Origin of the sequence: Streptomyces sp. BHT-5-2, assembly GCF_019774615.1 — a bacterium.
GTDB lineage: Bacteria > Actinomycetota > Actinomycetes > Streptomycetales > Streptomycetaceae > Streptomyces.
Genome location: NZ_CP081496.1, coordinates 120,062 through 146,261, shown reverse-complemented (window position 1 = coordinate 146,261; position 26,200 = coordinate 120,062). Strand labels below are relative to the sequence as shown.

The window sequence follows — 26,200 nt, the reverse complement described above, 5'->3', positions numbered from 1 at the left end:
GTACCTGACGCCGCTCCGGCCGCCCAGGACCGCAGGTGCGCAGCGGGCCCCGCCGCGCGTCCCGCGTTCCGGCCGGCAGCGGCCCCACCGACCCGGAAAGCCGCTTGTGACCGCCACGGACCGCTCCCTCGAGCTCATCAACGCCGCCGCCCTGGCAGCAGCCGACAAGCTCGCGCACGACATCATCGCGTACGACGTCAGCGACGTCCTCTCGATCACCGACGCCTTCCTGCTGGCCTCCGCGCCCAGCGACCGCCAGGTCAAGGCGATCGTCGACGAGATCGAGGAACGCCTCAACAAGGACCTCGGCGCCAAGCCCGTCCGCCGCGAGGGCGACCGCGAGGCCCGCTGGGTCCTGCTCGACTACGTCGACATCGTCGTCCACGTCCAGCACAGCGAGGAGCGGGTGTTCTACGCGCTGGAGCGCCTGTGGAAGGACTGCCCGGAGATCGACCTCCCGGAGGAGGCCAAGGCCACCCGCGGCAAGGCCGCGGAGCACGCCCGGACCACCGGGGCCGACGAGGACGGGGGCCCGCGCTGAACGGCTCCAAGGGCGGCCGGGGCCGTCGCGTCGTCCTGTGGCGCCATGGCCAGACGGCCTGGAATCTGGAGCGCCGCTTCCAGGGCTCGACCGACATCGAGCTGACCGAGACCGGCCTCGCCCAGGCCCGGCGCGCCGCCCGGCTGCTGGCCGCGCTGCGCCCGGACACCATCATCGCCTCCGACCTGCGCCGGGCCATGGCGACGGCGGGCGAGCTGGCCGCCCTGACGCGGCTGGACGTCTCCTACGACGCCGCGCTGCGGGAGACCTATGCCGGCGCCTGGCAGGGCCTCACGCACGACGAGATCCTCGCGCGCCACGGCGAGGAGTACAGCGCCTGGAAGCGTGGTGAGCCGGTGCGCCGAGGCGGGGGCGAACTGGAGACCGAGGTCGCCGACCGCGCTGCCCCGGTCGTCCTCCACCACGCCGACAAGCTGCCCGACGGCGGCACGCTGGTCGTCGTCAGCCACGGCGGCACCATCCGCACCACCATCGGCCGGCTCCTCGGGCTGGAGTCCCACCACTGGGAGGGCCTGGGCGGTCTGTCGAACTGCTGCTGGTCCGTGCTGGGCGAGGGCGCACGCGGCTGGCGGCTGCTGGAGCACAACGCCGGCACCCTGCCGGAACCGGTGCTCGGCGACGACGACTGAGCCCCCGTGGCAGTGCCGCCGGACCGGATTTCACATCTGGGCAGGTCGCAGGCTAAAGTTCTTCTTGTTCGCGGGGAACGCGGGGGAAACCCCGAAGAAACCGCAGCAAGACCCGGGGCTATAGCTCAGTTGGTAGAGCGCCTGCATGGCATGCAGGAGGTCAGGAGTTCAATTCTCCTTAGCTCCACAGTCCGGAAGATCCCCGCCTCCTCCAGGAGGCGGGGATCTTTGCATTGCGGCCGGATGTGGCGCCGGCGGCCGGTCGTCCGGGCACGGTCGCCGACCCGGGGGGTGCGCCACGTCACTCCGCCGGAATTCCCGTCTCTCCTCGGGCGCGATGTCGCCGGGTTCCCCTCTTCGCCCCGGGGCCACGCGGGTCCTGACTCCCGGCCTCGGGCGGCTGGTCCGGTCGGCGAGCGGATCATGAACTCCCGTTCCCGCGGCCGAGGTTGCCGACCGGACCGGCGATCTTCGCCGGCTCCTCGCCGGTGAGCCGATCCGGCCGCGGGGTTCGGCGGCCCCGGCCGCGCGGGAGGGGGGCGGAGGGCCTGACGGGGCGTCGAGGCGCCGTGGACGGGCGTTCGCGCGCCGGGCGGTGCGGGAAGCGCTCGGCGGGGCGGTGGGGCGCTGCACGGGCGGGCCTGACCCGGTGGGCGGTCCGTGGCAGAATCGGACGGCGCCGCCAGGGGAGGAGGGAACGCGATGCCCACGAGCATCCACGGGGAGGTCGAGTACCTGCCCGCACCCACTGCCGCGCGCGCCGCCAGGGGCGTGGCTCTCCAGTGCCCCTCGTGCGGTTCCTCCCATGTCGCACAGGTGCTGGGCGACAACGGCGGGGTTTCCTTCGTCTGTACGGCCTGCGGCCACAGTTGGAGCTGATGGATGGGCGCCCACAGCAGGAAGTGCGACTGGTGCGGCAGCGGCACCCCGATCGTCCGCGACATGGAACCGGTCAACGCCGATTACCAGTACTGGTGCGAGGAATGTGCGCGTGCCCTGGTCATAAAGGGCGATCCCATCGAGACCTACCGCGAGCTCGACGGGGAGCCGATCTACGGCCGGCTGCTGGACGAGCACTGCACGCTGAAACGGTTCTATTCCTTCGCCACGGCCTGAGTTGGGCCCGGCCGGCGAGACCGGCAGCCAGGGCCGTCGCCAATCGGTCGTTTTCCTAAGCGCATTGGGCGGCAGCGAACACTTTCGATCGCTTCCGATGGTTCGGAATTCCCGTGGAACGGCGGGGCGTTCACGTGTCAGGACGGCTGACGGAACGGCCGTCGGAACCGCTGCCGGAGCGGCCGGCAGCGTACGGCGACGGACCGCGGCAGCGCGTATCGGAGACGGGCGCGCGCTGCGGACGGGAACGGGGGCGGACATGACGGGGGCAGGCGGCGGACTGGCGGTGGTGCGGTCGGTCAGGGGCGAGGAGGCCCGGAGGGGGTGGAGGGGCCGGACGAGCCGGTGGGTCCGGGCGACGTACCGGCCATGGGCTCGGGCCTGGGCTCCGGCCGCGGTGCGGGCTCGGATATCGGCCCCGCGGCGACCGGCCGCCGGAGCCGGGCCGCGGCCAGCACCAGCAGCGTGAGCCCGGCCAGCGGGTAGACCGCGGAGAGCAGCATCTGCCCGGCGTTCTGGTGGAGTTCCTCGTGCTGGTGCCAGCGGTGCGGCACCCACCACAGCGCGAACGAGCAGAACAGCAGCCCGGTCGCCCCGGTCACCGCCCACCAGCGGCGGGCCGCGATGCCGGAGTGCCGCAGCGCCTCGGAGCCCAGCAGGATCAGCATCGGGACGCTCCACACCCAGTGGTGCGACCAGGAGATCGGGCTGATCAGCAGGGCGGTGGCCGCGCAGGCCAGGGTCGCCCAGGCGCGCTCGCCGCGCAGCAGTGCCCCGGCGGCCAGCGCCAGCCCGGCGACGGCCGCCAGTCCGGCCAGGACGAGCCAGGCGGCGCCGGGGTCGTGGGTGTGCAGCAGCCGGGCGAGGGTGCCTCGCAGCGACTGGTTCGCGGTGATCTCCACCTCGCCGACCCGGTCGGCGGCGAACACGATCTCGGTCCAGAAGCGGTGCGAGTCGCGCGGCAGCGCGACCGCGGAGAGGAGGGCGGTGGCGCCGAAGGTGCCGGTGGCGACGGCGGCCTGCCGCAGCCAGGGGTTCCAGGCGGCGCGCCATCCGGCGCCCGAGCGCAGTCGCCGAGCGGCGTGCGCAGCCCCGGCCAGGGCGAGGAAGACGGCGAACAGCGCCGGGGTCAGCTTGATGCCGGCCGCGATGCCGATGCCGATGCCGGCCCAGCGGTTGCTGTCCCGGCGGGTCAGGTCCCACAGCACCAGCACGGCGAGCAGGAGGTTGATCTGGCCGTAGCGCAGGGTCGTCCAGACCGGCTCGCACCACACCAGCAGTGCGGAGAGCGCCAGCGTCGCGGCGAGCGGCGGCACCCGCCGGGGCCGGCCGACGAGGCGGAGGGAGAGGTGGACGACGGCGACGAGCAGGACGAGGTTGCCCGCCGTGGCCAGCGTGCGCATCACCGGGACGCCGAAGAAGGTGAGCGGGACGAACAGCAGCGCGGCGAACGGCGGGTAGGTGTTGGGCAGCCGGGCGGAGGTGGCCACCATGTCGTAGAGGGCCCTGCCGTCGCGGGCGGTCTCGCCCTCGGCGCGGTAGACCATCAGGTCCACCATCGAGACGTGCGCCAGCCGCTGCGCGACCCAGAAGGCGGCGAAGGAGACCAGGCAGGCCAGCGCAGCGGCGCGCACCGGGTGGCGGCGGATCACGCCCGCGCGGGGGTGTGACCCGCGGGGGTGGATGGGCTGGTCCGGCTCCAGCGCGGTCACGGCGTACGGCTCCCCTGGACGAATCGGGCACGGCTCGCCGACAGTACCTCGGGTCCCGCCGGTGGGCCTGCGGGGGCGTCGTGGCCCGAAGGGGCTCGTCCAGGGGCGGTGGCCGGGGGATGGGAGGCGATTTGGCAGAAGGCCGGGGGGTCCGTGTAATGTAGGCGATGCCGCAGCGGGGAGCCGGAAGGAAAACCGCAGCGGAGCAGGACCTGGGGCTATAGCTCAGTTGGTAGAGCGCCTGCATGGCATGCAGGAGGTCAGGAGTTCAATTCTCCTTAGCTCCACAGAACACAGAGCGGGCCGTCCGTAGAGGACGGTCCGCTCTGTTGTGCGTTTACGGGGCCGGCCCCCCATAGGGGGCCTTCCGGGGTTGCCCTGATATTCGGTCAACAAGCTGTCATATTCGGCGAGTTGGGTGGCCCTTTCGTGGCCGCTTCTGCCCGTTCCTGGCGGTTCTTTGGTCTCTTCTTGGTGATCGCATGACCCTGACATGAACGGTTCACCGAAAGAGTGGCGAATCGCGTGAGCGTCACATCCGACGCATTCACCGCTGATGAGGTGTCGCGCACCGGCGCACCGGCGCGGCGTCACCACGCAGCGCACCGCATCGCCACAGCAGGGGGTTACATGAGAGCAAGCCGCACCAGATCACCGCGCGTCCGCGCCGGTCTGGCCTTGACCGCGGCGCTGCCGATGGTCGCCGGAGCGCTCGCGCTCGGCGCACCGGCCGCCGACGCCGCGGGCCACGACGGGGGCCGGCACGCGCTGCAGGGCACCAAGCCGCGGTGGGCCACCGCGCAGGCCGACCAGGGCGCCACCGCCGACAGCGCCCGGGTCAACGCCCGGGTCTACCTGGCCGGCCGGGACGCCAAGGGCCTCGCGGACTACGCCAGGGCCGTTTCCGACCCGCACTCCGCCACGTACGGGAAATACCTGAGCACCGCCCAGGTCAAGACCCGCTACGGCGCCACGAAGGACCAGATAGCCAGGGTGACCGCCTGGCTGAAGAAGTCCGGCCTGGCGGTCACCGGCGCCACCGACCGCTATGTGACGGTCACCGGCGACGCGGCCGCCGCCGAGCGGGCCTTCGCCACCGACCTGCACAACTACCGCAAGAACGGCCACACCTACCACGCGCCGTCGGCCACCGCCTCCGCGCCCGCGGCCCTCTCCGACGCGGTCCTGACGGTCACCGGCCTGGACAACGCGCCCCGGCTGGCCCGGCACCACTCCGCCGAACTGCCGCCGCCGTCGCCCGTCTTCCGCAACGCCGGGCCGTTCTCCACGTACTACGGCTCGCGGACCGACAAGGACCTGCCCTCGGCCTACGGGAGCAAGGCGCCGTACGCGGTCAAGGGCTACACCGGCAAGCAGCTGCGCGCCGCCTACGGGGCGAAGAACTGGACCGGCAAGGGCGTCACCGTCGCGATCACCGACGCCTACGCCTCGCCGACCATCGCCAAGGACGCGGACACCTACGCCGCCCGCAACGGCGACGCGCGCTACCGCAAGGGTCAGCTCTCGCAGGTCCTGCCCAAGGACTACACGCACATCACCGACTGCAAGGCGGCCGGCTGGTACGGCGAGGAGACCCTCGACGTCGAGGCGGTGCACGCGGTGGCCCCCGCCGCGGACATCGTCTACGTCGGTGCCGCCTCCTGCAACGACGACGACCTGCTGGACTCGCTCGGCAAGGTCGTCGACGGGCGGCTCGCCGACATCGTCTCCAACTCCTGGGGCGACATCGAGGCCAACGAGACCCCGGACGTGGCCGCCGCCTACGACCAGCTCTTCCAGCGCGGCGCCGTCGAGGGCATCGGCTTCTACTTCTCCTCCGGCGACAACGGTGACGAGGTCGCCAACACCGGCACCAAGCAGGTGGACACCCCGGCGAACTCCGCGTGGGTGACCGCGGTCGGTGGCACCGCCCTGGCCGTCGGCAAGGGCAACAGCTACCAGTGGGAGACCGGCTGGGGCACCCAGAAGACGGTGCTCTCCAAGGACGGCAACGACTGGACCGACTTCCCCGGCGCCTTCAGCGGGGGCGCGGGCGGCGGCACCAGCAAGGCCGTCGCGCAGCCCTTCTACCAGCGCGGCGTCGTCCCGGACGCGCTGGCCAAGGCCAACGGCGGCAGCGCCATGCGGACCGTGCCGGACATCTCGGCCGTCGCCGACCCGAACACCGGCTTCCTGGTCGGCCAGACCCAGACCCTGCCCAACGGCAAGCTCGGCTACGACGAGTACCGCATCGGCGGCACCTCGCTGGCCGCGCCGGTGATCGCGGGCGTCCAGGCGCTGGCCCAGCAGGCCCGGCACGGCATCGCCATCGGCTTCGCCAACCCGGCCATCTACCAGCGGTACGGCACCTCGGCCTACCACGACGTGACCGACCACCCGCTGGGTGCCGGCCGCGACCTGGCGGTCGTCCGGGTGGACTTCGCCAACGGCGTCGACGCCGCCAAGGGCACCATCACCTCGCTGCGCAGCCTCGGCAAGGACAGCTCGTTGCACGCCACCGTGGGCTACGACGACGTCACCGGCGTCGGCTCCCCCGGGGCCGGATACGTCAGCTCCTACCGTCCCTGACGCAGGGGCCGTCCCCGAGCCGCGCCGCCGCCCCGTGACCTCATGAGGCGGCGGTAGGGGAGGGGGACAACAGGACAGGGCCCGCGCCGGGGGGAATCCCGGGCGCGGGCCCTGTGCGCCCTGCGGTACCCTGACGCCATGTGTGCCGTACGCCTTCTGCTTAGCGGGCCGCGCTGATCAGTCCCGACCGGGCCCTCCGCTGTGGCCGCCCGGGTCGGAATCGGCGCGGCTTCCCCTCCTGAGCGAGGGGCATTTTTGTTTCCGCGGAAACCGTGTCCGCAGCAGCCGCAGGCAGAGACGATCGATGGAGCTTTGAGGACGATGAGCGAGACGACTACCGCTGCCGAGGTGGCAGCGCCGCACCGCTACACGGCCGCGCTGGCCGCCGACATCGAGGCACGCTGGCAGGACTTCTGGGAGGCGGACGGGACCTACGAGGCCCCCAACCCCGGCGGGACGCTGGCGGGCGACCCCGAGGCGGTGGCCCGCCCCAAGAAGTTCGTCATGGACATGTTCCCGTACCCCTCGGGTGCGGGGCTGCACGTCGGCCACCCCCTGGGCTTCATCGCCACCGACGTCTACGCCCGCTACCACCGCATGACGGGCCACAACGTCCTGCACACCCTGGGCTTCGACGCCTTCGGCCTGCCCGCCGAGCAGTACGCCGTGCAGACCGGCACCCACCCGCGGGTCTCCACCGAGGCCAACATCGTCAACATGCGGCGCCAGCTGCGCCGCCTGGGCCTGGGCCACGACCAGCGCCGGTCGATCGAGACCATCGACCCGGCGTACTACAAGTGGACCCAGTGGATCTTCCTGCAGATCTTCAACTCCTGGTACGACCCGGAGGCGGACAAGGCACGGCCGATCGACACCCTGGTCGCCCAGTTCGAGGCCGGCACCCGGCCCACCCCCGACGGCCGCCCCTGGGCGGAGCTGTCCGGCCCCGAGCGCGCCGACGTCCTGGGCGGATACCGCCTGGCGTACGCCTCGGACGCCCCGGTGAACTGGTGCCCCGGACTGGGCACGGTGCTGGCCAACGAGGAGGTCACCGCCGAGGGCCGCTCCGAGCGCGGGAACTACCCGGTCTTCAAGTCCAAGCTGCGCCAGTGGAACATGCGGATCACCGCCTACGCGGACCGGCTGCTGCGCGACCTGGACGCACTGGACTGGCCGGACGCCATCAAGCTCCAGCAGCGCAACTGGATCGGCCGCTCCGAGGGCGCCCGCGTCGACTTCCCGGTCGGCGACTCCGACAAGATCACGGTGTTCACCACCCGCCAGGACACCCTGTTCGGCGCGACCTACATGGTCCTGGCCCCCGAGCACCCGCTGATCGCCGGCTCCGACAACGGCACCGGCTCGATCGTCCCCGATGCCTGGCCCGCGGACACCCACGACGTGTGGACCGGCGGCCACGCCACCCCCGCCGAGGCCGTCGCCGCCTACCGCAAGCAGGCCGCCGCCAAGTCCGACGTCGAGCGGCAGGCCGAGGCCAAGGACAAGACCGGCGTCTTCACCGGCGTCCACGCCACCAACCCGGTCAGCGGCGAGCAGATCCCGGTCTTCATCGCCGACTACGTCCTGATGGGCTACGGCACCGGCGCGATCATGGCCGTCCCGGCCCACGACAGCCGCGACTTCGCCTTCGCCCGCGCCTTCGAGCTGCCCCTGCGCTGCGTCGTCGAGCCGACCGACGGCCGCGGCACCGACACCGCCACCTGGGACGACGCCTTCGGCGCGTACGACGCGAAGCTGGTCAACTCCGCCGGCGCGGAGATCTCGCTGGACGGCCTGGGCGTGACCGAGGCCAAGGCCAGGATCACCGAGTGGCTGGCCGCCAACGGCATCGGCGAGGGCACCGTCAACTTCCGGCTGCGCGACTGGCTGTTCAGCCGCCAGCGCTACTGGGGCGAGCCGTTCCCGATCGTCTACGACGAGGACGGCGTGGCGCACCCGCTGCCCGAGTCGATGCTGCCGCTGGAACTCCCCGAGGTCGACGACTACTCGCCGCGCACCTTCGACCCGGACGACGCCGACACCCGGCCCGAGACCCCGCTGTCCCGTAATGAGGACTGGGTCGACGTCGAGCTGGACCTGGGCGACGGCCGCGGGGTGCGGCGCTACCGGCGCGAGACCAACACCATGCCCAACTGGGCCGGTTCCTGCTGGTACGAGCTGCGCTACCTCGACCCGGACAACGGCGACGCGCTGGTCGACCCGGGCGTCGAGCAGTACTGGATGGGCCCGGGCGAGGGCCGGCCGCACGGCGGTGTCGACCTGTACGTGGGCGGCGCCGAGCACGCCGTGCTGCACCTGCTGTACGCCCGCTTCTGGTCCAAGGTGCTGTTCGACCTGGGGCACGTCTCGTCCGCCGAGCCGTTCCACAAGCTCTACAACCAAGGCATGATCCAGGCGTACGTCTACCGGGACGCCCGCGGGATCGCCGTCCCGGCCGCCGAGGTCGAGGAGCACGAGGGCGGCGTCTTCTACTACGAGGGCGGCAAGGTCTCCCGGCTGCTGGGCAAGATGGGCAAGTCCCTGAAGAACGCCGTCACGCCGGACGAGATCTGCGCCGAGTACGGCGCGGACACCCTGCGCCTGTACGAGATGGCGATGGGCCCGTTGGACGTCTCCCGGCCCTGGGACACCCGTGCCGTCGTCGGCCAGTACCGCCTGCTGCAGCGGCTGTGGCGCAACGTGGTCGACGAGGCGACCGGCGAGGTCACCGTCGTCGACGCCGAGCCGGACGAGGCCACGCTGCGGGCCCTGCACAAGGCGGTCGACGGCGTCACCCAGGACATGGCGAACCTGCGCTTCAACACCGCCATCGCCAAGATCACCGAGCTGAACAACCACCTGACCAAGGCGGGCGGCCCGGTGTCGCGCACCGTCGCGGAGCGGCTGGTGCTGCTGATCGCCCCGCTGGCGCCGCACATCGCCGAGGAGCTGTGGCGCAGGCTGGGCCACACCGGCACGATCGTCCACGCGGACTTCCCGGTGGCCGACCCGGCGTACGTCGTGGACGAGACGGTCACCTGCGTCGTCCAGGTGAAGGGCAAGGTCAAGGCCCGCCTGGAGGTGGCGCCGTCGATCTCCGACGCGGATCTGGAGGCGGCCGCGCTGGCCGAGCCCGCGGTGGTCGCGGCGCTGGGCGGCGCGGGCGTCCGGAAGGTGATCGTCCGGGCACCGAAGCTGGTGAACATCGTTCCGGCCTGACGGCCTAGCCGGCTGAGCCGCCCCTGACCTGGTCTTCTGGCGGCTCTGCCGGTGGCCGGGGACGGTGTGCCGCACGCGTATAGGTGGTTTCCCCTACGGGCAGGTTGGGGGTTCGTTTGGAACCCGCGACCTGCCCGACGCGTTTACGGTGGAGGGACGGGCGCCGGCGGGGAACCGGCGCCGCCGACACCTCTGGGGAGTGCCCATGGAAGCCGCCGTCGCGATCGTCGGGTTGCTCTTCGTGCTGTTCGTCGCCGCCGGGGTGTTCCTCACGGTCAAGGCGGCCCAGGCGGCCAAGCGCGGGGTGGACCGCAAGGTCGCCCAGGCCCGGCGGACGGTCGAGGACACCACCCTGCGGGCGCGGCAGTTCACCCAGCCCGGGGTCGTCGGCGAACTGGCGCAGCTGCGGCTGTCGTTGCGCACGTCCATGCGGGCCACCCAGGAGGTCCTGCGCAGAGCCTCCTCCGAGGACGCCTCGCTCGCCGAGGCATCCCGCCTCTTCGAACGGCTCAGCGCGCACGGCCGCGAGCTGGACGACGACCTCCAGCGCCTGGAGCGCGAGCCCAGCAAGGCCGGTATCGCCGAGCGCCTCCCCGAACTCCGGGAACGCCTGGAGCGCATCACACACTCCGCCGAATCGCTCCGCTGGGCCGCCCGCGACCGGGCCCGCAAGTTCGCCGACGACGATCTGGCCGCCCTGAGCGACCAGATCGACATGGAGGCGGGGGCCCTGCGGCACTGGACGGATGCGGGGACGGGGGCAGGATCGGGGTCGGGCTCAGGTTCGGGGTCGGGTTCTGGTTCGGGCTCGGGGGAGAAGGGCTTCTCATGGAAGCCGGTGGGCGAAGAGGCACCGCCCGCGATCACCGCCCAGGACGCCCGTACCCGGCCGACGTACCCGTGGGAGAAGTCCCCGCGGCGGGAGACGTCCCGCCCGGGGAGCGGCAAGGGCGAGGGCATAGCGGGGTAGGGCGCTTTTCGGGGGCGGGGCAGTGCGGGGCGGTTCGTGAGGCGGGTCCGGCGTCCGCCGTGCGATCTCCCGTCTCCTCGTCCCGCCGCTCCCCGACCGGCCGTGACCTGGGCGGACTTGGCGTAGCCTTGGTTAAATCCGGAAGACCCCGGCAGGGGCCCGCACTGTCGAGCGCCCGCGTCCCCGGATAACCTCCCAGTCATGTCCCGCCATGTCGCGATCGTCACCGATTCCACGGCCTACCTGCCGCGGGCGGCTGTCGAACGCCACCGCATCACGGCCGTACCGCTGACCGTCGTCCTGGGGGACCAGGCCCTGGAAGAGGGCACCGAGATCTCCGCGAGATCCGTCGCGCAGGCGCTCCAGAAGCGCCGGCCCGTGACGACGTCGCGGCCGAGCCCCGCCGTGTTCGCGGACACCTATCGCGCCATCGCCGAGGCCGGGGCGAGCAGCATCGTTTCCCTTCACCTCTCCTCGGAATTCTCCGGCACCTACGACGCGGCGGTGCTGGCGGCGAAGGACGCGCCGGTACCGGTACGGGTCGTGGACACCGGGATGGTGGCGATGGCCCTCGGGTTCTGCGCCCTTGCCGCCGCGGAGGCGGTGGAGGCCGGCGGGGACGCGGACGACGCGGTGGCCGCCGCGGAGAAGCGCGCCTCGGGCACCTCCACCTATTTCTACGTCGACACCCTCGACTACCTGCGGCGCGGCGGCAGGATCGGCGCTGCGCAGGCGCTGCTCGGCTCGGCGCTCGCCGTCAAGCCGATCCTCCAACTCGCCGACGGGCGCATCGAACTGCTGGAGAAGGTCCGTACGGCCTCCAAGGCCATCGCGCGCCTGGAGGAGATCGCCGCGGAGCGGGCGGGGGAGGGCCAGGTCGATATCGCGGTCCACCATCTCGCGGCTGCGGAGCGGGCGGACGCGTTGGCCGAACGGCTCCGGGAACGGGTGCCGGGGCTGAACGAACTGCATGTGAGCGAGGTCGGAGCGGTGATCGGCGCACACACGGGGCCGGGGCTGCTGGGGGCTGTGGTCTCGCCGCGGTGACGGGCGTTCGAGCTGTGGCGTGGCATGCCTCCGGGTGGCCGTGTGGGTGACAGAGTTATCCACAACTCTCCACTTATCCACGGGATTTGACGCAGTTCGGCGAGATCGGCGCGAGGTGCCTACCGTCGAGGGCTATGAGCACTTACCGAACGGCTTCCCTGCCGGATTCAACGTCGGTTTCACTGTCCGTTTCCGCGTCGGAGGCACCGGCCGGACCGTCCCTCCCGGCCGCCGCCTCCCCGGCCGCCGCCTCCCCGCCCGCCGTCGCGCCGCCCACGCGTTGGGGACGGCAGGAGCGCGAGCGCCTGCGGGAGTGGAAACGCGAACGGATGCGGGCGCGGGCCGCGGTGATCTTCGGAGCCGATCAGTGGGACGGCGCGGAGAGTGGTACCGGTGCGGGCGCCGACCCAGGGGCGCGTGGGCCGGCCGGCGGCGGTCGCGGGCGTCCGGAGGTGGCGGCGGAACCGTCGTACGCCCAGGGTGCGCCGCCGTCCAGGGAGCACGATCCGCCGGGTCCCCGACGGGATCTTCCGGGTCCCCGACGGCATGAGAGCTGGTGGCCGGCGGTACGTGAACGGCTGCCGCTGTGGGTGCAGTTACGGTGCGGCACGACTCCGAAGGCGCTGGCCGCGCTGGCCCTGGTGCTCGTCGTCGGGGTGGGCCTCGCCGTTCAGCACTTCTGGGCGGCGCGTCCCGAGCCCGTGAGTGCGCCCGGCGCCGATCGTCCGATCGCGGTGCCCGGGCCAGGGGCCCGCTCACCGGCCCAGCGGTGGTCGTCGGGACAGTCCCCGCCCCAGGGCTCGGCGCCCGGCGGACCATCGGGCGGTGCAGGCCGGATGCTGGTCGTGGATGTCGTGGGGAAGGTCCGGCGCCCCGGAGTCCACCGGTTGCCGGCGGGCTCACGGGTGACCGATGCGCTGGATGCCGCGGGCGGGGTGCTGCGCGGGACGGATCTCCGCGGGCTGAACCGGGCCCGTCTCCTGACCGACGGCGAACAGATCGTCGTCGGCGTGGAGGGTGCGGGCGTCACGGGCGGCACAGGTGGCACGGGCACGAGTGGACAGGCCGGGGCCGGCGGTGCAGGGGGCGGCGCGCCGGGGGCGCCGAATGGGCCGCTGAGCCTCAGCTCGGCGACGGAGCAGCAGCTCGATGCGCTGCCCGGCGTGGGTCCGGTGCTGGCCCGCCACATCATCGAATTCCGCACCCAGCACGGCGGGTTCACCTCGGTCGACCAGCTCCGCCACGTCACCGGCATCGGTGAACGCCGCCTCGCCGATCTGCGCCCCTTGGTGACGCCATGACGTCGACCGGGGCATCGATCGAGGGCTTCGGCAATCGGGAGCGCGCGTCGGCCGGGTCGGCGGAGGCAGCTCAGGACGGCCCCGCCGACCTGCGGCTGGTCGGTCCTGCGGTGGCGGCGTGGGCGGCGGCAGCGGTCGCCTTGGGGGCGCCGGGTGGTGCGGTGGCAGTGGGGTGCATCGTGGCCGTGGTGCTCGCGGGACTCGTGCTGTGGTGGGCCCGAGCGCTCCCGGAGCGACCGGATGCGTCGGCACCTCCTGCTGCCATGGCGGGCGGCCTGCTGGGCGGCCGGTCCGTGGGGGCACTCGTGGCGCTGGCGGCGGTACTGCTCTGCGCCGCGGCCGGGGCCGCGTCCGCCGCGCTGCACGCCGCGGACGTACGTCGCGGGCCGCTGCCGGCCTGGGCTCAGCGGTACGCCAGGCTCACGGTGGAGCTGGAGGTGACGGACGACCCCCGGCTGTCCCGCCCGAAGGTGCGTGGCTCCCAACAGGCGCCGCCTGCACTGCTGTTCAACGCCGATGCCGTGCGCGTCACCACGCCGGACGGCAGGGTCACCGACGTCCGCACCCCTGTGCTGGCCGTCGTACAGCAGCAGGGCGGCACGAAGGACGGGAAGGGCACGAGCCGGAGTGCTCTGAGCGGACCGAGCGGACCGAGTGGACCGATCGGTCGGAGTGGTCGGAGTGATCCGAGTGGCTCCGCATGGCGGGGGTTGCTGCCGTCGACCCGGATCCGGGTGGTGGCGCGTGTCACGGCGCCGCTGGCGGCGGCCGATCGGACGGCTGCGGTGCTGCGGGTCACCGCCGACGGGCCGCCGGTCGAGGTGGGGCCGCCATCGCCCCTTCAGCGGCTGGCCGGAAGCCTGCGCGCCGGGCTGCGCACGGCGACCGACGGGCTGACTCCGGATGCCCGCGCGCTGCTGCCCGGCCTCGTGGTGGGCGATGTGTCACGGGTACCGCCCGATCTCGACGAAGCCTTCAGCGCCACCGACTTGACCCACCTGCTCGCCGTCTCCGGCAGCAATCTGACCATTGTGCTCGCCCTGTTGATCGGCCCGCCGCACCTCGCCGCCCGGGCCGAACGACGAGGACTGGCACGGCGCCTGGGGCTCTCGCTGCGCGGCACCGCGCTGATCGGCGGTGCTCTCGCCCTCGCCTTCGTCCTCGTATGCCGACCTGATCCGAGCGTGCTGCGGGCCGCCGCCTGCGGGCTGATCACGCTGCTCGCCATCGGCACCGGCCGCCGCCGCTCGCTGCTCCCCGCGCTCGCCGCCGCCGTACTGCTGCTAATCCTCTACGACCCCTGGCTCGCCCGGCGCTACGGCTTCCTGCTCTCCGTCCTGGCGACCGGCGCGCTGCTCCTGCTCGCGCCGCGCTGGAGCACCGCCCTCCAGCGCCGCCGGGTCCCACCCCGGCTCGCCGAGGTGGTCGCCGCCGCGGCCGCCGCCCAGGCGGTCTGCGCACCCGTCATCGCGGTGCTCGCGGCGCGGGTGGGCCTGGTGGGCGTGCCCTGCAACCTGCTCGCCGAACTGGCCGTGGCCCCCGCGACGATCCTCGGCTTCGCCGCCCTTGCAGTCGCCCCGTTGGCATTGCCGGTCGCCAAGGTGCTGGCCTGGTGCGCGGGCTGGCCGGCCGAGTGGATCGCCGGTGTTGCCCGTACGGGGGCGGAGCTGCCGGGCGCGGAGGTCGGCTGGCCCGGTGGCTGGGTGGGCGGGCTGATGCTCGCCGTCGCCACCGTGGTGCTGCTCGCGGTCGGCCGCCGGGTGCTGCGCCGTCGATGGCTGTCTGTGGCGTGTGCGCTGGCCGTGGTGCTGGCGGTGTGCCGCCCGGCACCGCTGACCCGCGTGCTGACGGGTTGGCCGCCGCCGGACTGGCGGGTCGTGGCCTGTGATGTGGGGCAGGGGGACGGGCTGGTGCTGGCAGCCGGGGACGGTACGGCGGTCGTGGTGGACACCGGGCCCGAGCCCCGCGCCATCGACCGCTGCCTGACCACACTGGGCATCCACCGGATCCCGCTCCTCCTGCTCACGCATTTTTTCTCTCCACAGTTCTGATCTGTCTCACCGCAATGAGTGGTTTGATCAAATTTCCCTAGAGTGTTCCGTCTGTCCTGTTCTTCTCTGTTCTGGCTGATGTTCCAGAGGAGGGAAGTTGGACCTGTTCTTTGTGAAGCGTCCGCTGGTGGAGCGGTACGGCGACGGGCTCCCGGGCGGCACGGCGGTGGCTCTGCTGGACCGGCAGGTGATCCCGGACGGGATGCCGATCGTGCTGGGGTCGGACATGCGGCCGGTCGAGCCTCTGTCCTCGTGGTTCCGTCATCTCGCCTACCTGGGGCGGACTGCGGGGACGATGCGCTCGTACGCGTACGTCGTGCTGCGGTTGGCCGATTACCTTGCCTCGCGGCAGACGGACCTGCTCGCCGCGGGGGAGGTCGATCTGCTTGCCTACCGGCGCCAGCGGCTCGATGTCCAGGCGGCGCCGCTCGACCAGGTGACGTGGGACCGGGAGGCGTCGACGGCCAACGGGATGTTCGCCTGGCTGACCGAGGCCGGGCACCGCTCGCACGGGCCGCTGCGGATGCCGAAGGCATACGGATCGGGGATGTCGCACGGCATGCGGGTGCGGCATCTCGCTCTGGATCAGTACCTGTTCTTCCGCGATGTCGGGCTGGGCGGGCAGTGCCCGGACGGTGAGGTCGATGTTGCTTTCCGGGGCGGGTTCCCGCACCGCAACCGGGCGGCGGCCGAGCTCGCGCTGATGACCGGGATGCGCAAGCGGGAGTGGTCGACGGTGCTGCTGCCGGAGCTGGCCCGCCGGCCCGAAGGGCCGGCGGAGTTCCCCCTGCAGGCATGCGCGAAGGGCGGTCGGCGCCGGGACGTCTACGTCCCGGCGGCTCCGCTGGACCTGGTGGACACCTACCAGCTGCTGGAGCGGGCGGAGACCGTCGAGCGGGCGGCGGCCCGGCTCGCCCGCCGGCACCGCGAACTGTTCGTCGTCGACGACATCGACGACTTCGGCCGCCTCTCGGGGATGCTGGGCGGGCGGCGCCGGACGTTCGCCATGGCCCGGATGCCCGCTGAACTGCGGCGGATCACGGTCCGCGAGTGCGACGGCGGACTGGAGGCGATGGCGGTCTTCCTCGGCCAGGGCGGGTTGATGCTGGGGGCATCGTCCTGGGACCGGATCCGGCGCCATGCCTGGGAGAGGATGTCCGCCTTCGCCCGGAGGGGGCCGGCTCCGGTGCTGCCGCGCAAGCCCTGGCGCTTCCACGACCTGCGGCACACGTTCGCCCTGCGCTTGCTCAAGCACCTCACCCAGCTGCTGATCGAGAAGGAACTTCGTCGGGCCGACCCACGGCCGCTGGTGACCCTTGCCGAGCACATCTCGATGAACCCGCTGCTGGTCGTCCAGCGCGCTCTTGGCCACGCGAGCCCTCGCACCACCTATGAGTACCTGGCCTACCTGGAGGACTCGATGACCTACGTTGACCAGGCATTTCGTGCCTGGGCAGACAGCGACGGAGCCTCCTACACGGACATCGCCGTCTGGCTGCTGGAGGGGGAACGCAGTGCCCAGGAGAGGTGAGCGCACACGGGACTTCACCGAGCCCGCCGAGGAAGAACGTCCGCAACGGCTCGGTGGTATCTGGGAGTTGAAGACCTCCACCGCGCACGGCCGCCGGGCCAGGGTGAAGGTGGACACGACGGGATTTGCCTGCCGCCGCCTGGCGGACGAGCTCGCGGCCGAGCTGGCCGACTACGTCGAGCTGAAGCGGCCGCACCCGACCGGGGTGTTCACCTACCGGCGGGGTCTGCTCGACTTGTGCTCGTTCGTGGACCGCAAGGCCGGGGCGGAAGCGGCGGCCTGTTCGCTGGCCCGGCCCGAGCCAGACGTCAGTTTCCACATCAGGGAGTGGATCAGGGCCCTGCCCGGGCAGTTCGAGGAGGGCTCTACCCGGCCCTACTTCCTGGCCGCTGATGTCCTGTCCCTGATCCGTTTTCGCGGTCAGCATCCCGAGCGGGTGCTGGCGCCGGCTGTCCAGAGGCTGCTGACGACCGCGATCCCGGCGAGCATCCCGCGCACGCACCGGCAGCTGGAGGAGTTCACCCGGGCGGAGAAACGCGAGCTGGTCAGGGCCGCCTGGACGGATATCCGCGGGCTGAGACAGCGGCTCCAGCGGGGCCGTGAACTGGTGGCGGCAGGCGCCGACCCGCGCACGGAGGGCTGGGCCAGCCTGGCGAACCTGGCCTTCGGCCTGGCGAACGGCCTGGTCACTCCGCTGGAGATCTGGAGGGCTCTGCCCAGCCACCATGCCTGGCCACCGGAGCTGAAAGAGGTCTTCGACTTCACCGGAGTGCGGTTCAACCCGAACATGGGCCGCTACCTGCTGACGATCGCGATCGCCTCACTGCTCTATCCGCGCAACGTCGACTTGCAGTCGTTCCGGGTGCTGCTGGTCGCCGCGACCGGCCATGCTCCCGAAGAGGTCGCCTACCTGACCGAGGGCGACGTGGAGTTCGTTCCCGGAGGAGTACGGCTGCGGCTGGTGAAGCGACGCGCCCACAAGATCCGCTACCGCGAGTTCAAGGAGATGGGCGAGGAGAGCCAGGTCATGCACCCGGACCGGGCCGGGCTCAGCACGGCCGAGATCCTGAGGACCCTGATCGAGGTCACCGCTGCCGCCCGGCGCCGCAGCACCGCCAAGAAGCCCTACCTGTTCATCCGCGGGAGCGTCATCCCGCACACCGACAACTCCCACCAGCGCGGTGAACTGTCCTTCCGGCCCTTCGAACCGGTCGGCCGCGGCGGCGGCCTGGACGAGTGGGTGGAACGGACCGGGGTGACGGTCGCCGGGAAGATGGACATCCGGCGGCTGCGGAAGTCGGCCAAGGTCGAGAAGACCATCGCGTTCCGCGGTCTGGTCAGCGATGCCGCCGACGATCACACCGAACAGGTCTTCTGGGGCCACTACGCGCACGGCACCACCCTGCGGACGATGGCCGGGCACACCATCACCCGCGCGCAAGACGACTGGCTGAAGCGGGCCCTGGCCGGTCCGGTGGTGCTGGACGAGGAGGCCGCCGGCCAGCTTCGCGACCCGGAGGTCCTGGACACGCTCGGACTGGACGCCCAGCAGGCCGAGGACATCGTCCAGGGCGAGCTCGACATGGGCGTCAGCAGCTGCCGCAACCCCTACCAGTCGCCCTACAGTCCGCCCGGCGAGCTCTGCGCGGTCGCTCCGCTTCGCTGTCTGGAATGCACCAACGCGTTTATCCTGCCGTCCAACCTGCCCCAACTCCTGTTGTTCGCCGAGCATGTGGAATCCCTGGCGGCCCGGCTCGACCCCAGGGTCTTCCACAAGGCATGGGGGCAGAGCCGCACGAACCTGAAGGCGGTGCTGGCCGACGTCCTGCCCGCCGACCTGGAGCGGGCCCGCCAGCAGATCACCGACCAGGGCCTGCGGCTGCAGCTTCCCCTTTCCTCGTTCGTGGAGTTCGACTCATGACCTCACCCGCGGACTTCACCCACGAGCCCGTACGCGATCCGGCACCGTCCCGCCTGCACGAATACCTCACCGCCCCGCTCGGCCTGTCGGACGTGTTCGCTCAGGACGAGCCGGTCCTCCAGGGGCGGCCGCTGCTGCCGGGCGTCGAGATCCCGCCCTTCGGCCGCACGGACCGGTGGCTGTTCGAGGCCCAGCGGCGTCCCGCGAACGTCGCCCCGTCCGGCTGGATCGCGGTGTTCGACGGATTCCCCAGGCAGTGGAACCTGCGGGTCCGCGAGATCAGCATGTCCGTGCTCAACCCTCAGCACCCGGCCCTGCTCAAGACCGGCGTCTGCCTGGACCGCGACCCCTACCAGCCGGGCACGGTGATGGGCATGCTCTCCGAGCTGCGGGTGCTGATCGAGTGGGTCCGCGAAGCGGGCCTGAGCCTGCATCCCGCCCACTGGACCAGTAACGACATGCACCGCTTCATCGCGGAGAAGTCCGAGATCCGCTCGACGGCGACGGTCCGCAACTACGTCGGCTCCGTCCGGCTCCTGCACGAACTCGCACCCGCGCTGACCGGCGGCGGCCTGGCGGCCGACCCCTGGCCGGGCCGCTCGGCCCGAACAGTGGCCAAGGACCCCGCAACCGACGAGGTCTCCACCCCGAACATCCGGCCCGAGGTCTGGTTTCCCCTGATCAAAGCGGCCTGGACCTACATCGACACCTTCTCCGCGGACATCATCACCGCCCGCGACACCCACCTGCGGCTGGCGCCGCGGCCGAGCGGCCCGCTGGAACCGTTGCCCGAGCACGTGATCCGATGGCTGGCCGGCCCGGACCGCACCGTCCCGCTTCATCACGGCGGGTGCGGCCAGGCCGGTGAGCCGAACTGGAGCCTGCTGGCCGAACTCATGGGCCGCGGCAGCGGCAACGCGTTCTCCTCGAAGGGCCACGCCGGGAACCGGGTCAGCAGAGCACGGGAAATCGTCCTGCAGGCACTCGCCGAGGGCCGCGGGCGTCCGGGCAGCCTCATCGAGCACCTCACCGAGGTCGACCGTCCCGACGGCAGCCGGGGCCCCTGGCATCCCGGCATCGACCCCTGGGCCCTGGGCCACGAATGCCGGGCCCTGCGGGCCGCCTGCTACATCTTCGTCGCCGCCATGTCGATGATGCGCGACAGCGAGATCCGTGAAGTCGTACGCGGCAGCGTCGTCGCCGAGTTCTACGGGGCACCGGCCATCGTCTCCCGCAAACGCAAGCAGGACCCCGGCCGCCCCATGGAGCACTGGTGGATCATCGAGCCGGTCGCCCGCGCGATCCTCGTCGCCGAGGAACTGTCCGCCCACCCCGAACTCGTCTTCGCCGACCCCGGCCTGCCGGGCAGCACGACCCGCATCAACAGCTACGAGCACAGCGTCAGCCGCAAGCTGATCGAGAAGTTCATCGAGCACGTCAACGAGACCTCCGACCACACCGGCCTGGAGAAGATCCCCGCGGACAAGGTCGCCCCGCACATGTTCCGCAAGACCATGTCCATGCTCGTCGCCACCGAACCCGGCGCCGAGATCGCCCTGGGGCTCCAGCTCAAGCACGCGGCCACCCGAGCCCTGGCCAACCGGTCCACCCAGGGCTATGGCGCCTCCGACGCGAACTGGTCCCGCCTGCTGGACACCGCCATCGAGGACGCCCGCTTCATGCGCCTGCGGGACCTCTACGACCAGCACCACGCAGGCGCCGTGATCGGCTACGGACCCGGCGCCGACAAACTCACCAACACCTTCAACAGCGTCAAGAAGGCCGCCATCGAAGCCACCCGCACCGCGAAGACCGGCGACAAACGGACCGAATACGACCTCCTGCACAAGACCCGCGTCACGCTCCGCTTCGGCAAGCTCAACCACTGCACCCTCGACCACAACCACCCCGACGGCGCGAAATGCCTCGAAGAAGCGGTCGTCCCCGCCGGACACACCGGCCCGCTGATCGACCGCTGCCAGCCCGGCCGCTGCCCCAACAGCGTCATCACCCCCGACCACCTGCAGATCTGGAAGAGCGAGGAGCACAGCCTCCTGACCCTGCTGGAGACGCACAAGATCGCCCCCTGCCGCCGGGACCAGCTCAACCGACAGCTCGACGACGTCCGCTCAGTGATCCGAAGGGCCGAGAAATGACCCAGCCCACCACCGCCGAGACGATCACGGACCACGCCTCCGCCGAGGCGGTCAAGGCCCTGCGGGCCGCGATGGAACGGCTCCTCGCGGGCCGCCCCACCTGCACCGACGGGCGGCTGATCAAGGAGAACCTCTACCGGGAAGCCGGCGTCAGCCGGGCCACGATGAACCGGGCCCACAGCATCCTCGCCGAATGGGACCGACGCACAGCCGCTACCGACGCCCGCACCCCCGGCGAAGCCCGACGCGATGACGAACTCCAGAAGCTACGTGTCGAGGTGAGGACTCTCAAACGAGAGCGGACCCAGCTCCAAGGCCGACTCGATGCCTCCGCCACGGTCATCGCCGCCCTTCACCACGACAACGAAGCCCTCCGCCAGCAGCTGGACACGCAGACCGGAGCCGTCGTCGCCATCGGCCCACCACGCTCCGAATGATCCCGAGGGGGCCGCCCTCCCGGCCGTTGTCAGTGCCCCACGGCAAGATGGCGAGACCAGCACTGCGTGATCAAGTCCGCCATCACTGGGGGGAGTTGCATTGCCTGCAAGGAAGCGAGAGGACCTGCCGGTCGGCAGCATGCTCGGCATCCACGAAGTGACCGGGCCGTCGTTCCCGAAGCTCGTGAGGGGCCGCAGTGGACAGTCAGCCAAACGAAACCGGTATTTCGTCCCCGTCCGCTGCACGGCCTGCAAGAGAAAAAAGGAGATCCGGGAGGACGCGCTAGAGCAACTGAAAACGTCCGCCTGCGGCTACTGCTACGCGAGCGTGGACGGCGACCCGGAAGCCCGAATCCACGTCGAGAGAGTATGGAACGGCCAGGTCCAGGTCTATGACAGATACCGATTTCACGGAAAATCGCGCAGTGCCCTTCACAGCGTCTGGACCAACATGCGGGAGCGATGCAACAACCCGAAGTCAAAAAAATATCCCGGATATGGTGGCCGCGAAATACCAGTCACAGTTGATCCAGCCTGGGAAAACTTCCTAACCTTCGCCCGGTGGGCAGAGGAGAACGGATACCAAAAGGGCCTGGAACTCGACAGGATCAACAACGACCTCGGCTACAGCCCCGAGAACTGCCGATGGATCACCGACCAGGAGAACCTCATGAACCGAAGCAGGTATCTCTCCGCCCCACTGCTTGAAGCCCTCGAAGCCCGGGCAGCACGCGACAGCGTCGACACCTATACGGTGATCCGACGAGCTCTGGAAGCCTGCCGCGAGGCGACTCAGCAGGCGGGGGGCGGTCATGGCCAGTGAGCGGCAGGGCTCAGCGAAGCGCCCGCCAGCAGCCGTCGGAGATGTCTACGGACGGCTGAAGGTCATCAAGTTCCTCGACAGGCGCCAGAACAACAGTGGCGAGTGGATTCAATGGGTCCTCGTTGAATGCTCATGCGAGAACCGGACCCGCAAAGAATTGAGGCTCACGAGCCTGAGATCAGGAAACACCCGCAGCTGCGGGTGCCTTGCCAGAGAGACGACGATTGCGAGAGCGACGACGCACGGCGATCACAAGTCTCGCCTTTATGGCGTCTGGGCGTCCATGAAGAACCGATGCAAGAGTACCACTCACCGTTCGGCGCACCGCTATTCGCTCAAAGGCATCACCGTCTGCGAGGAATGGCAAGAATACCTGGCCTTTCGGGACTGGGCCCTTGCGAACGACTACATGGACGGCAAGGAACTCGACCGGAAGGACAACAACCTGGGCTACAGCCCGGATAACTGCGAGTGGGTAACAAAGATCGAAAACCTTGACAACCGCGCCAAGTACTTGCCGGAGGAACTGGAAGACTGGCTCCGCACTCACGCACGCCAGACCGAGTCCTCCCCCTACGAAGTGATCAAGGCAGCCTTGGAAAGCTACTTGGGTGTCTCACGATCTGGGGACTGACGGGACTGCCACGAGGCAAGGGCCAACCTGCTTGGCCACCGATATACCGGGACGTGAGCGTCTCATGAGACATCGAAACGGTGGAGAACAGGTCCACGCCGACCATGTGGACGGCCTGCCCGGGGCGCTGCGCGGGCGGTCGGTCGGCGCCATCGAGACCACGACACTGCAAGAACCCTATGGCCGGGCGAAGTTCGTACGGGAAGCGGCGGCCGGTGCCCGGATCCCCGTCCTCAGGGCCGTACCGGGCGAACGGCGCCACCTGGGCCCCCTCGCGTGGGAGGTCCTCTGGCCGGTCGCGCCCCCGTTCACGCCGCCGACGTCCGCACAGGCAGCGACACCCTCGACTGGGACTGGGACTGGGACTGGGGCCGGGGCCGGGGAGTTCTCCGGGCCCAATGACGCCAGTGTGGCCCTGCTCGTTCGGACGGGCGGGCTGACCGTCCTCCTGCTCGGGGATCTTGAACCCCCGGCCCAACAGGCGCTGTTCGCCGCTCACCCGGAACTGTCCGCCGTCGATGTCCTCAAGGTGGCGCACCACGGATCCGCCTACCAGGACCCGGAGTTGATACGCCACCTGATGCCCCGCCTGGCCCTCATCTCCTGCGGCGCCGGAAATCCGTACGGACATCCCGCTCTGCGCACCATTGCGTCGCTGCGCGCCGGGGGCACGCTGGTGCTGCGTACCGACACCGATGGCGCGATCGCGGTCGTCGGTACCCCCGGCAGGCTGGCCGCGGTGGTCGGCGGACGCCGGCCCCGGGGGCAGCCCGGCAGATCCAGGAGGCGGCCACGGGGTGTCCCGGGCCGTAGACGGCGGGAGCTCCGCGGAACAGGGAGATCCATGCCGACGCTGAGAACGAGGGGCACGGGCCCACCGAGATCGAGCGGAGTACGGACACGACAAGATCTACGAGGTACAGGGACAAGGAAAGAGACAGAGACAAGGAACGCAACAAGGAAAGCGACAAGAAAAAGGCAGGAAAAGGGAAGGGGAAAGGGACGGGGAATGAGTCAGGGAATGAGTCAGGGAATGAGTCAGGGAACAGGGAGGACGCATATCTCATGGACGATGCCACCGCTGACGCCTATCTCCGGCGGATAGCCGCTGCTCGGCCGGCCGTCGCGGACGTCGAGGCGTTGCGTGCGCTGCAACTGAGCCATCTACGGGCCGTGCCGTTCGAGAACCTCGCCATCCATCTGGGAGAGGAGATCGTCCTCGCCGAGCAGCCGCTGGTGGACAAGATCGTCGGGGCTCGCCGGGGCGGATTCTGCTACGAACTCAACGGCGCGTTCGCGGCACTGCTCCGGGCGCTGGGTTACGAGGTCGAGCTGCTGTCGGCGCGGGTGTTCGGACCCGACGGGCTGGGGATTCCGTACGACCATCTCGCGCTGCGGGTGCACACTCCCACCGGGCCGTGGCTGGTCGACGTCGGCTTCGGACAGAACAGCCACTGCCCGCTGCGGCTGGACAGCGACGCGGACCAGAAGGATCCCGGGGGCGTCTTCCGAGTAGTGCAGGCACCGGGGGGCGACCTCGACGTCCACCGGGACGGCGATCCGCAGTACCGCATGGAACAACGTCCGCGCGAGCTGCGGGACTTTGAAGCGGGTTGCTGGTGGCAGCGTACGTCGCCCAAGTCGCATTTCCGGCGGTCGCTGGTCTGCTCGCGGCTCACGGAGACCGGCCGGGTCACGCTCTCCGGGCGCACGTTGGCGATCACCGGTGCCGACGGCACCCGGGAGGAGCGTGAGCTGGACGCGGCCGAGGTTCTCCCGGCTTACCGCACCCACTTCGGCATCGTGCTGGAACGGGAGCCCGTCCTCGTGAGCGAGTGAGGAACGACGGGAGGGACGGAGGAGAAGGAGCGACGGGGGGCAAGGAAGGGGAGAAGGGGGGACGGCTACTCGGTCTCGCGCCAGCCGTCGTATTCCATGGCGAGGGCGTCCAGGCGGGCGGCGTCGTAGGCGGCGTCGGGGTCCTCGATCACCACCAGCCACTGCGCGTCCTCGGCGTCGTCCTCGCCGGCCAGGGCGTCGCGTACGAGCTGGGGTTCCTCGGCGACGCCGAAGCGTTCGGTCAGGGCCTCGGCCACCTCCTCGGCGGCGTCGCGGTCGGGGAGGACGAGGACGTGGCGTCCGTGGTGGGTGTCGTGTACCGGGCCGTGGCTGCTGTTCACCGGTCCATTGTCGGGCAGTGGGCAGTGGGCAGTGGGCAGTGGGCAGTGGGCAGTGGGCGGTGGGCGGTGGGCCCGGCCGGTGGTGGGGTGCCATCGGACGGGCCCGGTCCGGGCGGGGCTCCGGCGGGCGGCGTTGTCGGTGGGGCGTGGGATGCTGGGACGCGATGGCCAGGAAGACAGCTAACGACGACCCCCTCGCCCCCGTGACGATCGCGGTGGGGCAGGAGGAGTTGCTGCTCGAGCGCGCGATGCAGCAGGTGGTGGCCGCGGCCCGGGCGGCCGACGCGGATACCGATGTGCGGGACCTCACCCCCGACCAGCTCCAGCCCGGCACCCTCGCCGAGCTCACCAGCCCCTCGCTCTTCGCCGAGCGCAAGGTCGTGGTGGTGCGTGCTTCGCAGGACCTGTCCGCGGACACCGTCAAGGACGTCAAGGCGTATCTCGGCTCGCCCGCCGAGGAGATCACCCTGGTGCTGCTGCACGCCGGCGGCGCCAAGGGCAAGGGGCTGCTGGACGCGGCCCGCAAGGCAGGTGCGCGGGAGATCGCCTGCCCCAAGATGACCAAGCCGGCCGACCGGCTCGCCTTCGTCCGCGGCGAGTTCCGGGCGGCCGGCCGCTCCGCCACGCCGGAAGCCTGCCAGGCACTGGTGGACGCCATCGGCAGTGATCTGCGCGAGTTGGCGTCGGCGTGCGCGCAGCTGGCCGCCGATGTCGAGGGCACGATCGACGACGCCGTGGTCGCTCGCTACTACACCGGCCGGGCGGAGGCGTCGAGCTTCACCGTCGCCGACCGGGCGGTCGAGGGCCGGGCCGCCGAGGCGCTGGAGGCGCTGCGCTGGGCGATCGCGACCGGCGTCGCCCCCGTCATGATCACCAGCGCGCTGGCGCAGGGCGTCCGGGCCATCGGCAAGCTCGCCTCCGCCCCGCGCGGGGCCCGCCCCGGCGACCTCGCCCGTGAGCTGGGCATGCCGCCCTGGAAGATCGACCGGGTTCGGCAGCAGATGCGCGGCTGGTCGGCGGACGGCGTGGCCAGGGCGCTGCGCGCGGTGGCCGAAGCCGACGCGGGGGTGAAGGGCGGCGGCGACGATCCCGAATACGCCCTGGAGAAGGCCGTGGTGACGATCGCGCGGGCGGCCCGCTCGCGGTAGGCGGTGGGACGACCGGCGGTGGCCGCGATGATCGGTGGGGACGGCAGCCGGTGGGGGCGACGGTCGGTGGAGACGACGGACCGTGGTGCCGGTGCAGGTGCCGGTGCCGGTGCCGCTGACGGCGACGGGCAATGCAACCAGCCGCGGCCCGGGCCCCAGGCCGGGGCAGGACAG

General features: G+C 71.1%; 19 protein-coding genes, 2 tRNA genes and 2 pseudogenes. 21 read left to right on the top strand and 2 right to left on the bottom strand.

The window, feature by feature from the left end:
- Nucleotides 1-106 precede the first annotated feature (106 nt).
- The 5 genes from rsfS (at nt 107) to K2224_RS00650 (ending at nt 2,307) form a co-directional block, all read left to right on the top strand.
- On the top strand, nt 107-541 hold the full coding sequence (gene rsfS / locus K2224_RS00670) for a ribosome silencing factor (RefSeq protein WP_221904671.1): 435 nt from the start codon (nt 107-109) through the stop codon (nt 539-541).
- Nucleotides 538-1,191, top strand: a complete 654-nt coding sequence (locus tag K2224_RS00665; protein WP_221909349.1) for a histidine phosphatase family protein — start codon at nt 538-540, stop codon at nt 1,189-1,191. The genes rsfS and K2224_RS00665 overlap by 4 nt, the downstream gene beginning before the upstream one ends.
- 114 nt (nt 1,192-1,305) lie before the next feature.
- Nucleotides 1,306-1,378, top strand: a tRNA-Ala gene (locus K2224_RS00660).
- A 515-nt stretch (nt 1,379-1,893) separates the two neighbouring features.
- The gene (locus K2224_RS00655; RefSeq protein ID WP_221904670.1) at nt 1,894-2,070 is read left to right on the top strand and encodes a hypothetical protein; all 177 of its coding nucleotides are present in this window, start codon (nt 1,894-1,896) and stop codon (nt 2,068-2,070) included.
- Between the two features lie 3 nt (nt 2,071-2,073).
- The gene (locus K2224_RS00650) at nt 2,074-2,307 is read left to right on the top strand and encodes a hypothetical protein (RefSeq protein WP_004571982.1); all 234 of its coding nucleotides are present in this window, start codon (nt 2,074-2,076) and stop codon (nt 2,305-2,307) included.
- 299 nt (nt 2,308-2,606) lie between these two features.
- On the opposite strand, the gene K2224_RS00645 is transcribed toward K2224_RS00650, so the two are convergent.
- Nucleotides 2,607-4,019 (bottom strand): glycosyltransferase 87 family protein, encoded by a 1,413-nt coding sequence (locus tag K2224_RS00645; protein WP_221904669.1) that lies wholly within the window; start codon nt 4,017-4,019, stop codon nt 2,607-2,609.
- A 214-nt stretch (nt 4,020-4,233) separates the two neighbouring features.
- Between K2224_RS00645 and K2224_RS00640 the strand changes: the two genes are divergently transcribed.
- The 15 genes and pseudogenes from K2224_RS00640 (at nt 4,234) to K2224_RS00575 (ending at nt 24,537) form a co-directional block, all read left to right on the top strand.
- A tRNA-Ala gene (locus tag K2224_RS00640) sits at nt 4,234-4,306 on the top strand.
- 343 nt (nt 4,307-4,649) lie between these two features.
- Nucleotides 4,650-6,608, top strand: a complete 1,959-nt coding sequence (locus tag K2224_RS00635; protein WP_221904668.1) for a protease pro-enzyme activation domain-containing protein — start codon at nt 4,650-4,652, stop codon at nt 6,606-6,608.
- Between the two features lie 321 nt (nt 6,609-6,929).
- The gene (locus K2224_RS00630; protein WP_221904667.1) at nt 6,930-9,827 is read left to right on the top strand and encodes a leucine--tRNA ligase; all 2,898 of its coding nucleotides are present in this window, start codon (nt 6,930-6,932) and stop codon (nt 9,825-9,827) included.
- Nucleotides 9,828-10,032: 205 nt separating this feature from the next.
- Nucleotides 10,033-10,797: a hypothetical protein gene (locus tag K2224_RS00625; RefSeq protein WP_221904666.1), complete on the top strand. Its 765-nt coding sequence runs from the start codon at nt 10,033-10,035 to the stop codon at nt 10,795-10,797.
- 201 nt (nt 10,798-10,998) lie between these two features.
- Nucleotides 10,999-11,844: a DegV family protein gene (locus tag K2224_RS00620; RefSeq protein WP_221904665.1), complete on the top strand. Its 846-nt coding sequence runs from the start codon at nt 10,999-11,001 to the stop codon at nt 11,842-11,844.
- A 134-nt stretch (nt 11,845-11,978) separates the two neighbouring features.
- Nucleotides 11,979-13,145 carry a ComEA family DNA-binding protein gene (locus K2224_RS40145; protein ID WP_260692267.1) on the top strand — a complete coding sequence of 389 codons (1,167 nt, stop codon included), beginning with the start codon at nt 11,979-11,981 and terminating at the stop codon, nt 13,143-13,145.
- A pseudogene (locus K2224_RS00610) lies at nt 13,142-15,178 on the top strand (ComEC/Rec2 family competence protein); the annotation flags it as partial. The gene K2224_RS40145 and the pseudogene K2224_RS00610, both read left to right, overlap by 4 nt.
- A 115-nt stretch (nt 15,179-15,293) precedes the next feature.
- Entirely contained in the window at nt 15,294-16,727 is a 1,434-nt protein-coding gene (locus K2224_RS00605; protein WP_221904664.1) for a hypothetical protein, read from the top strand.
- Nucleotides 16,711-18,648, top strand: coding sequence for a hypothetical protein (locus K2224_RS00600; protein ID WP_221904663.1), 1,938 nt, complete (start codon nt 16,711-16,713; stop codon nt 18,646-18,648). The genes K2224_RS00605 and K2224_RS00600 overlap by 17 nt, the downstream gene beginning before the upstream one ends.
- Nucleotides 18,645-20,804: an integrase gene (locus K2224_RS00595; protein ID WP_221904662.1), complete on the top strand. Its 2,160-nt coding sequence runs from the start codon at nt 18,645-18,647 to the stop codon at nt 20,802-20,804. The genes K2224_RS00600 and K2224_RS00595 overlap by 4 nt, the downstream gene beginning before the upstream one ends.
- The gene (locus tag K2224_RS00590) at nt 20,801-21,241 is read left to right on the top strand and encodes a hypothetical protein (RefSeq protein WP_221904661.1); all 441 of its coding nucleotides are present in this window, start codon (nt 20,801-20,803) and stop codon (nt 21,239-21,241) included. Before K2224_RS00595 ends, K2224_RS00590 begins: the two co-directional genes overlap by 4 nt.
- Nucleotides 21,242-21,341: 100 nt before the next feature.
- Entirely contained in the window at nt 21,342-22,064 is a 723-nt protein-coding gene (locus K2224_RS00585; protein WP_221904660.1) for a hypothetical protein, read from the top strand.
- Entirely contained in the window at nt 22,054-22,698 is a 645-nt protein-coding gene (locus K2224_RS00580; RefSeq protein ID WP_221904659.1) for a hypothetical protein, read from the top strand. The genes K2224_RS00585 and K2224_RS00580 overlap by 11 nt, the downstream gene beginning before the upstream one ends.
- 94 nt (nt 22,699-22,792) lie before the next feature.
- A pseudogene (locus K2224_RS40140) lies at nt 22,793-23,803 on the top strand (ComEC/Rec2 family competence protein); the annotation flags it as partial.
- The gene (locus tag K2224_RS00575) at nt 23,764-24,537 is read left to right on the top strand and encodes an arylamine N-acetyltransferase (protein WP_221904658.1); all 774 of its coding nucleotides are present in this window, start codon (nt 23,764-23,766) and stop codon (nt 24,535-24,537) included. The pseudogene K2224_RS40140 and the gene K2224_RS00575, both read left to right, overlap by 40 nt.
- A gap of 65 nt (nt 24,538-24,602) precedes the next feature.
- Here K2224_RS00575 and K2224_RS00570 read toward each other — a convergent pair whose 3' ends face one another.
- The gene (locus tag K2224_RS00570) at nt 24,603-24,878 is read right to left on the bottom strand and encodes a hypothetical protein (RefSeq protein ID WP_221904657.1); all 276 of its coding nucleotides are present in this window, start codon (nt 24,876-24,878) and stop codon (nt 24,603-24,605) included.
- Between the two features lie 164 nt (nt 24,879-25,042).
- On the opposite strand from K2224_RS00570, the gene holA reads away from it, so the two are divergent.
- Nucleotides 25,043-26,026: a DNA polymerase III subunit delta gene (holA, locus tag K2224_RS00565; RefSeq protein ID WP_221904656.1), complete on the top strand. Its 984-nt coding sequence runs from the start codon at nt 25,043-25,045 to the stop codon at nt 26,024-26,026.
- The last annotated feature ends 174 nt before the right edge of the window (nt 26,027-26,200 follow it).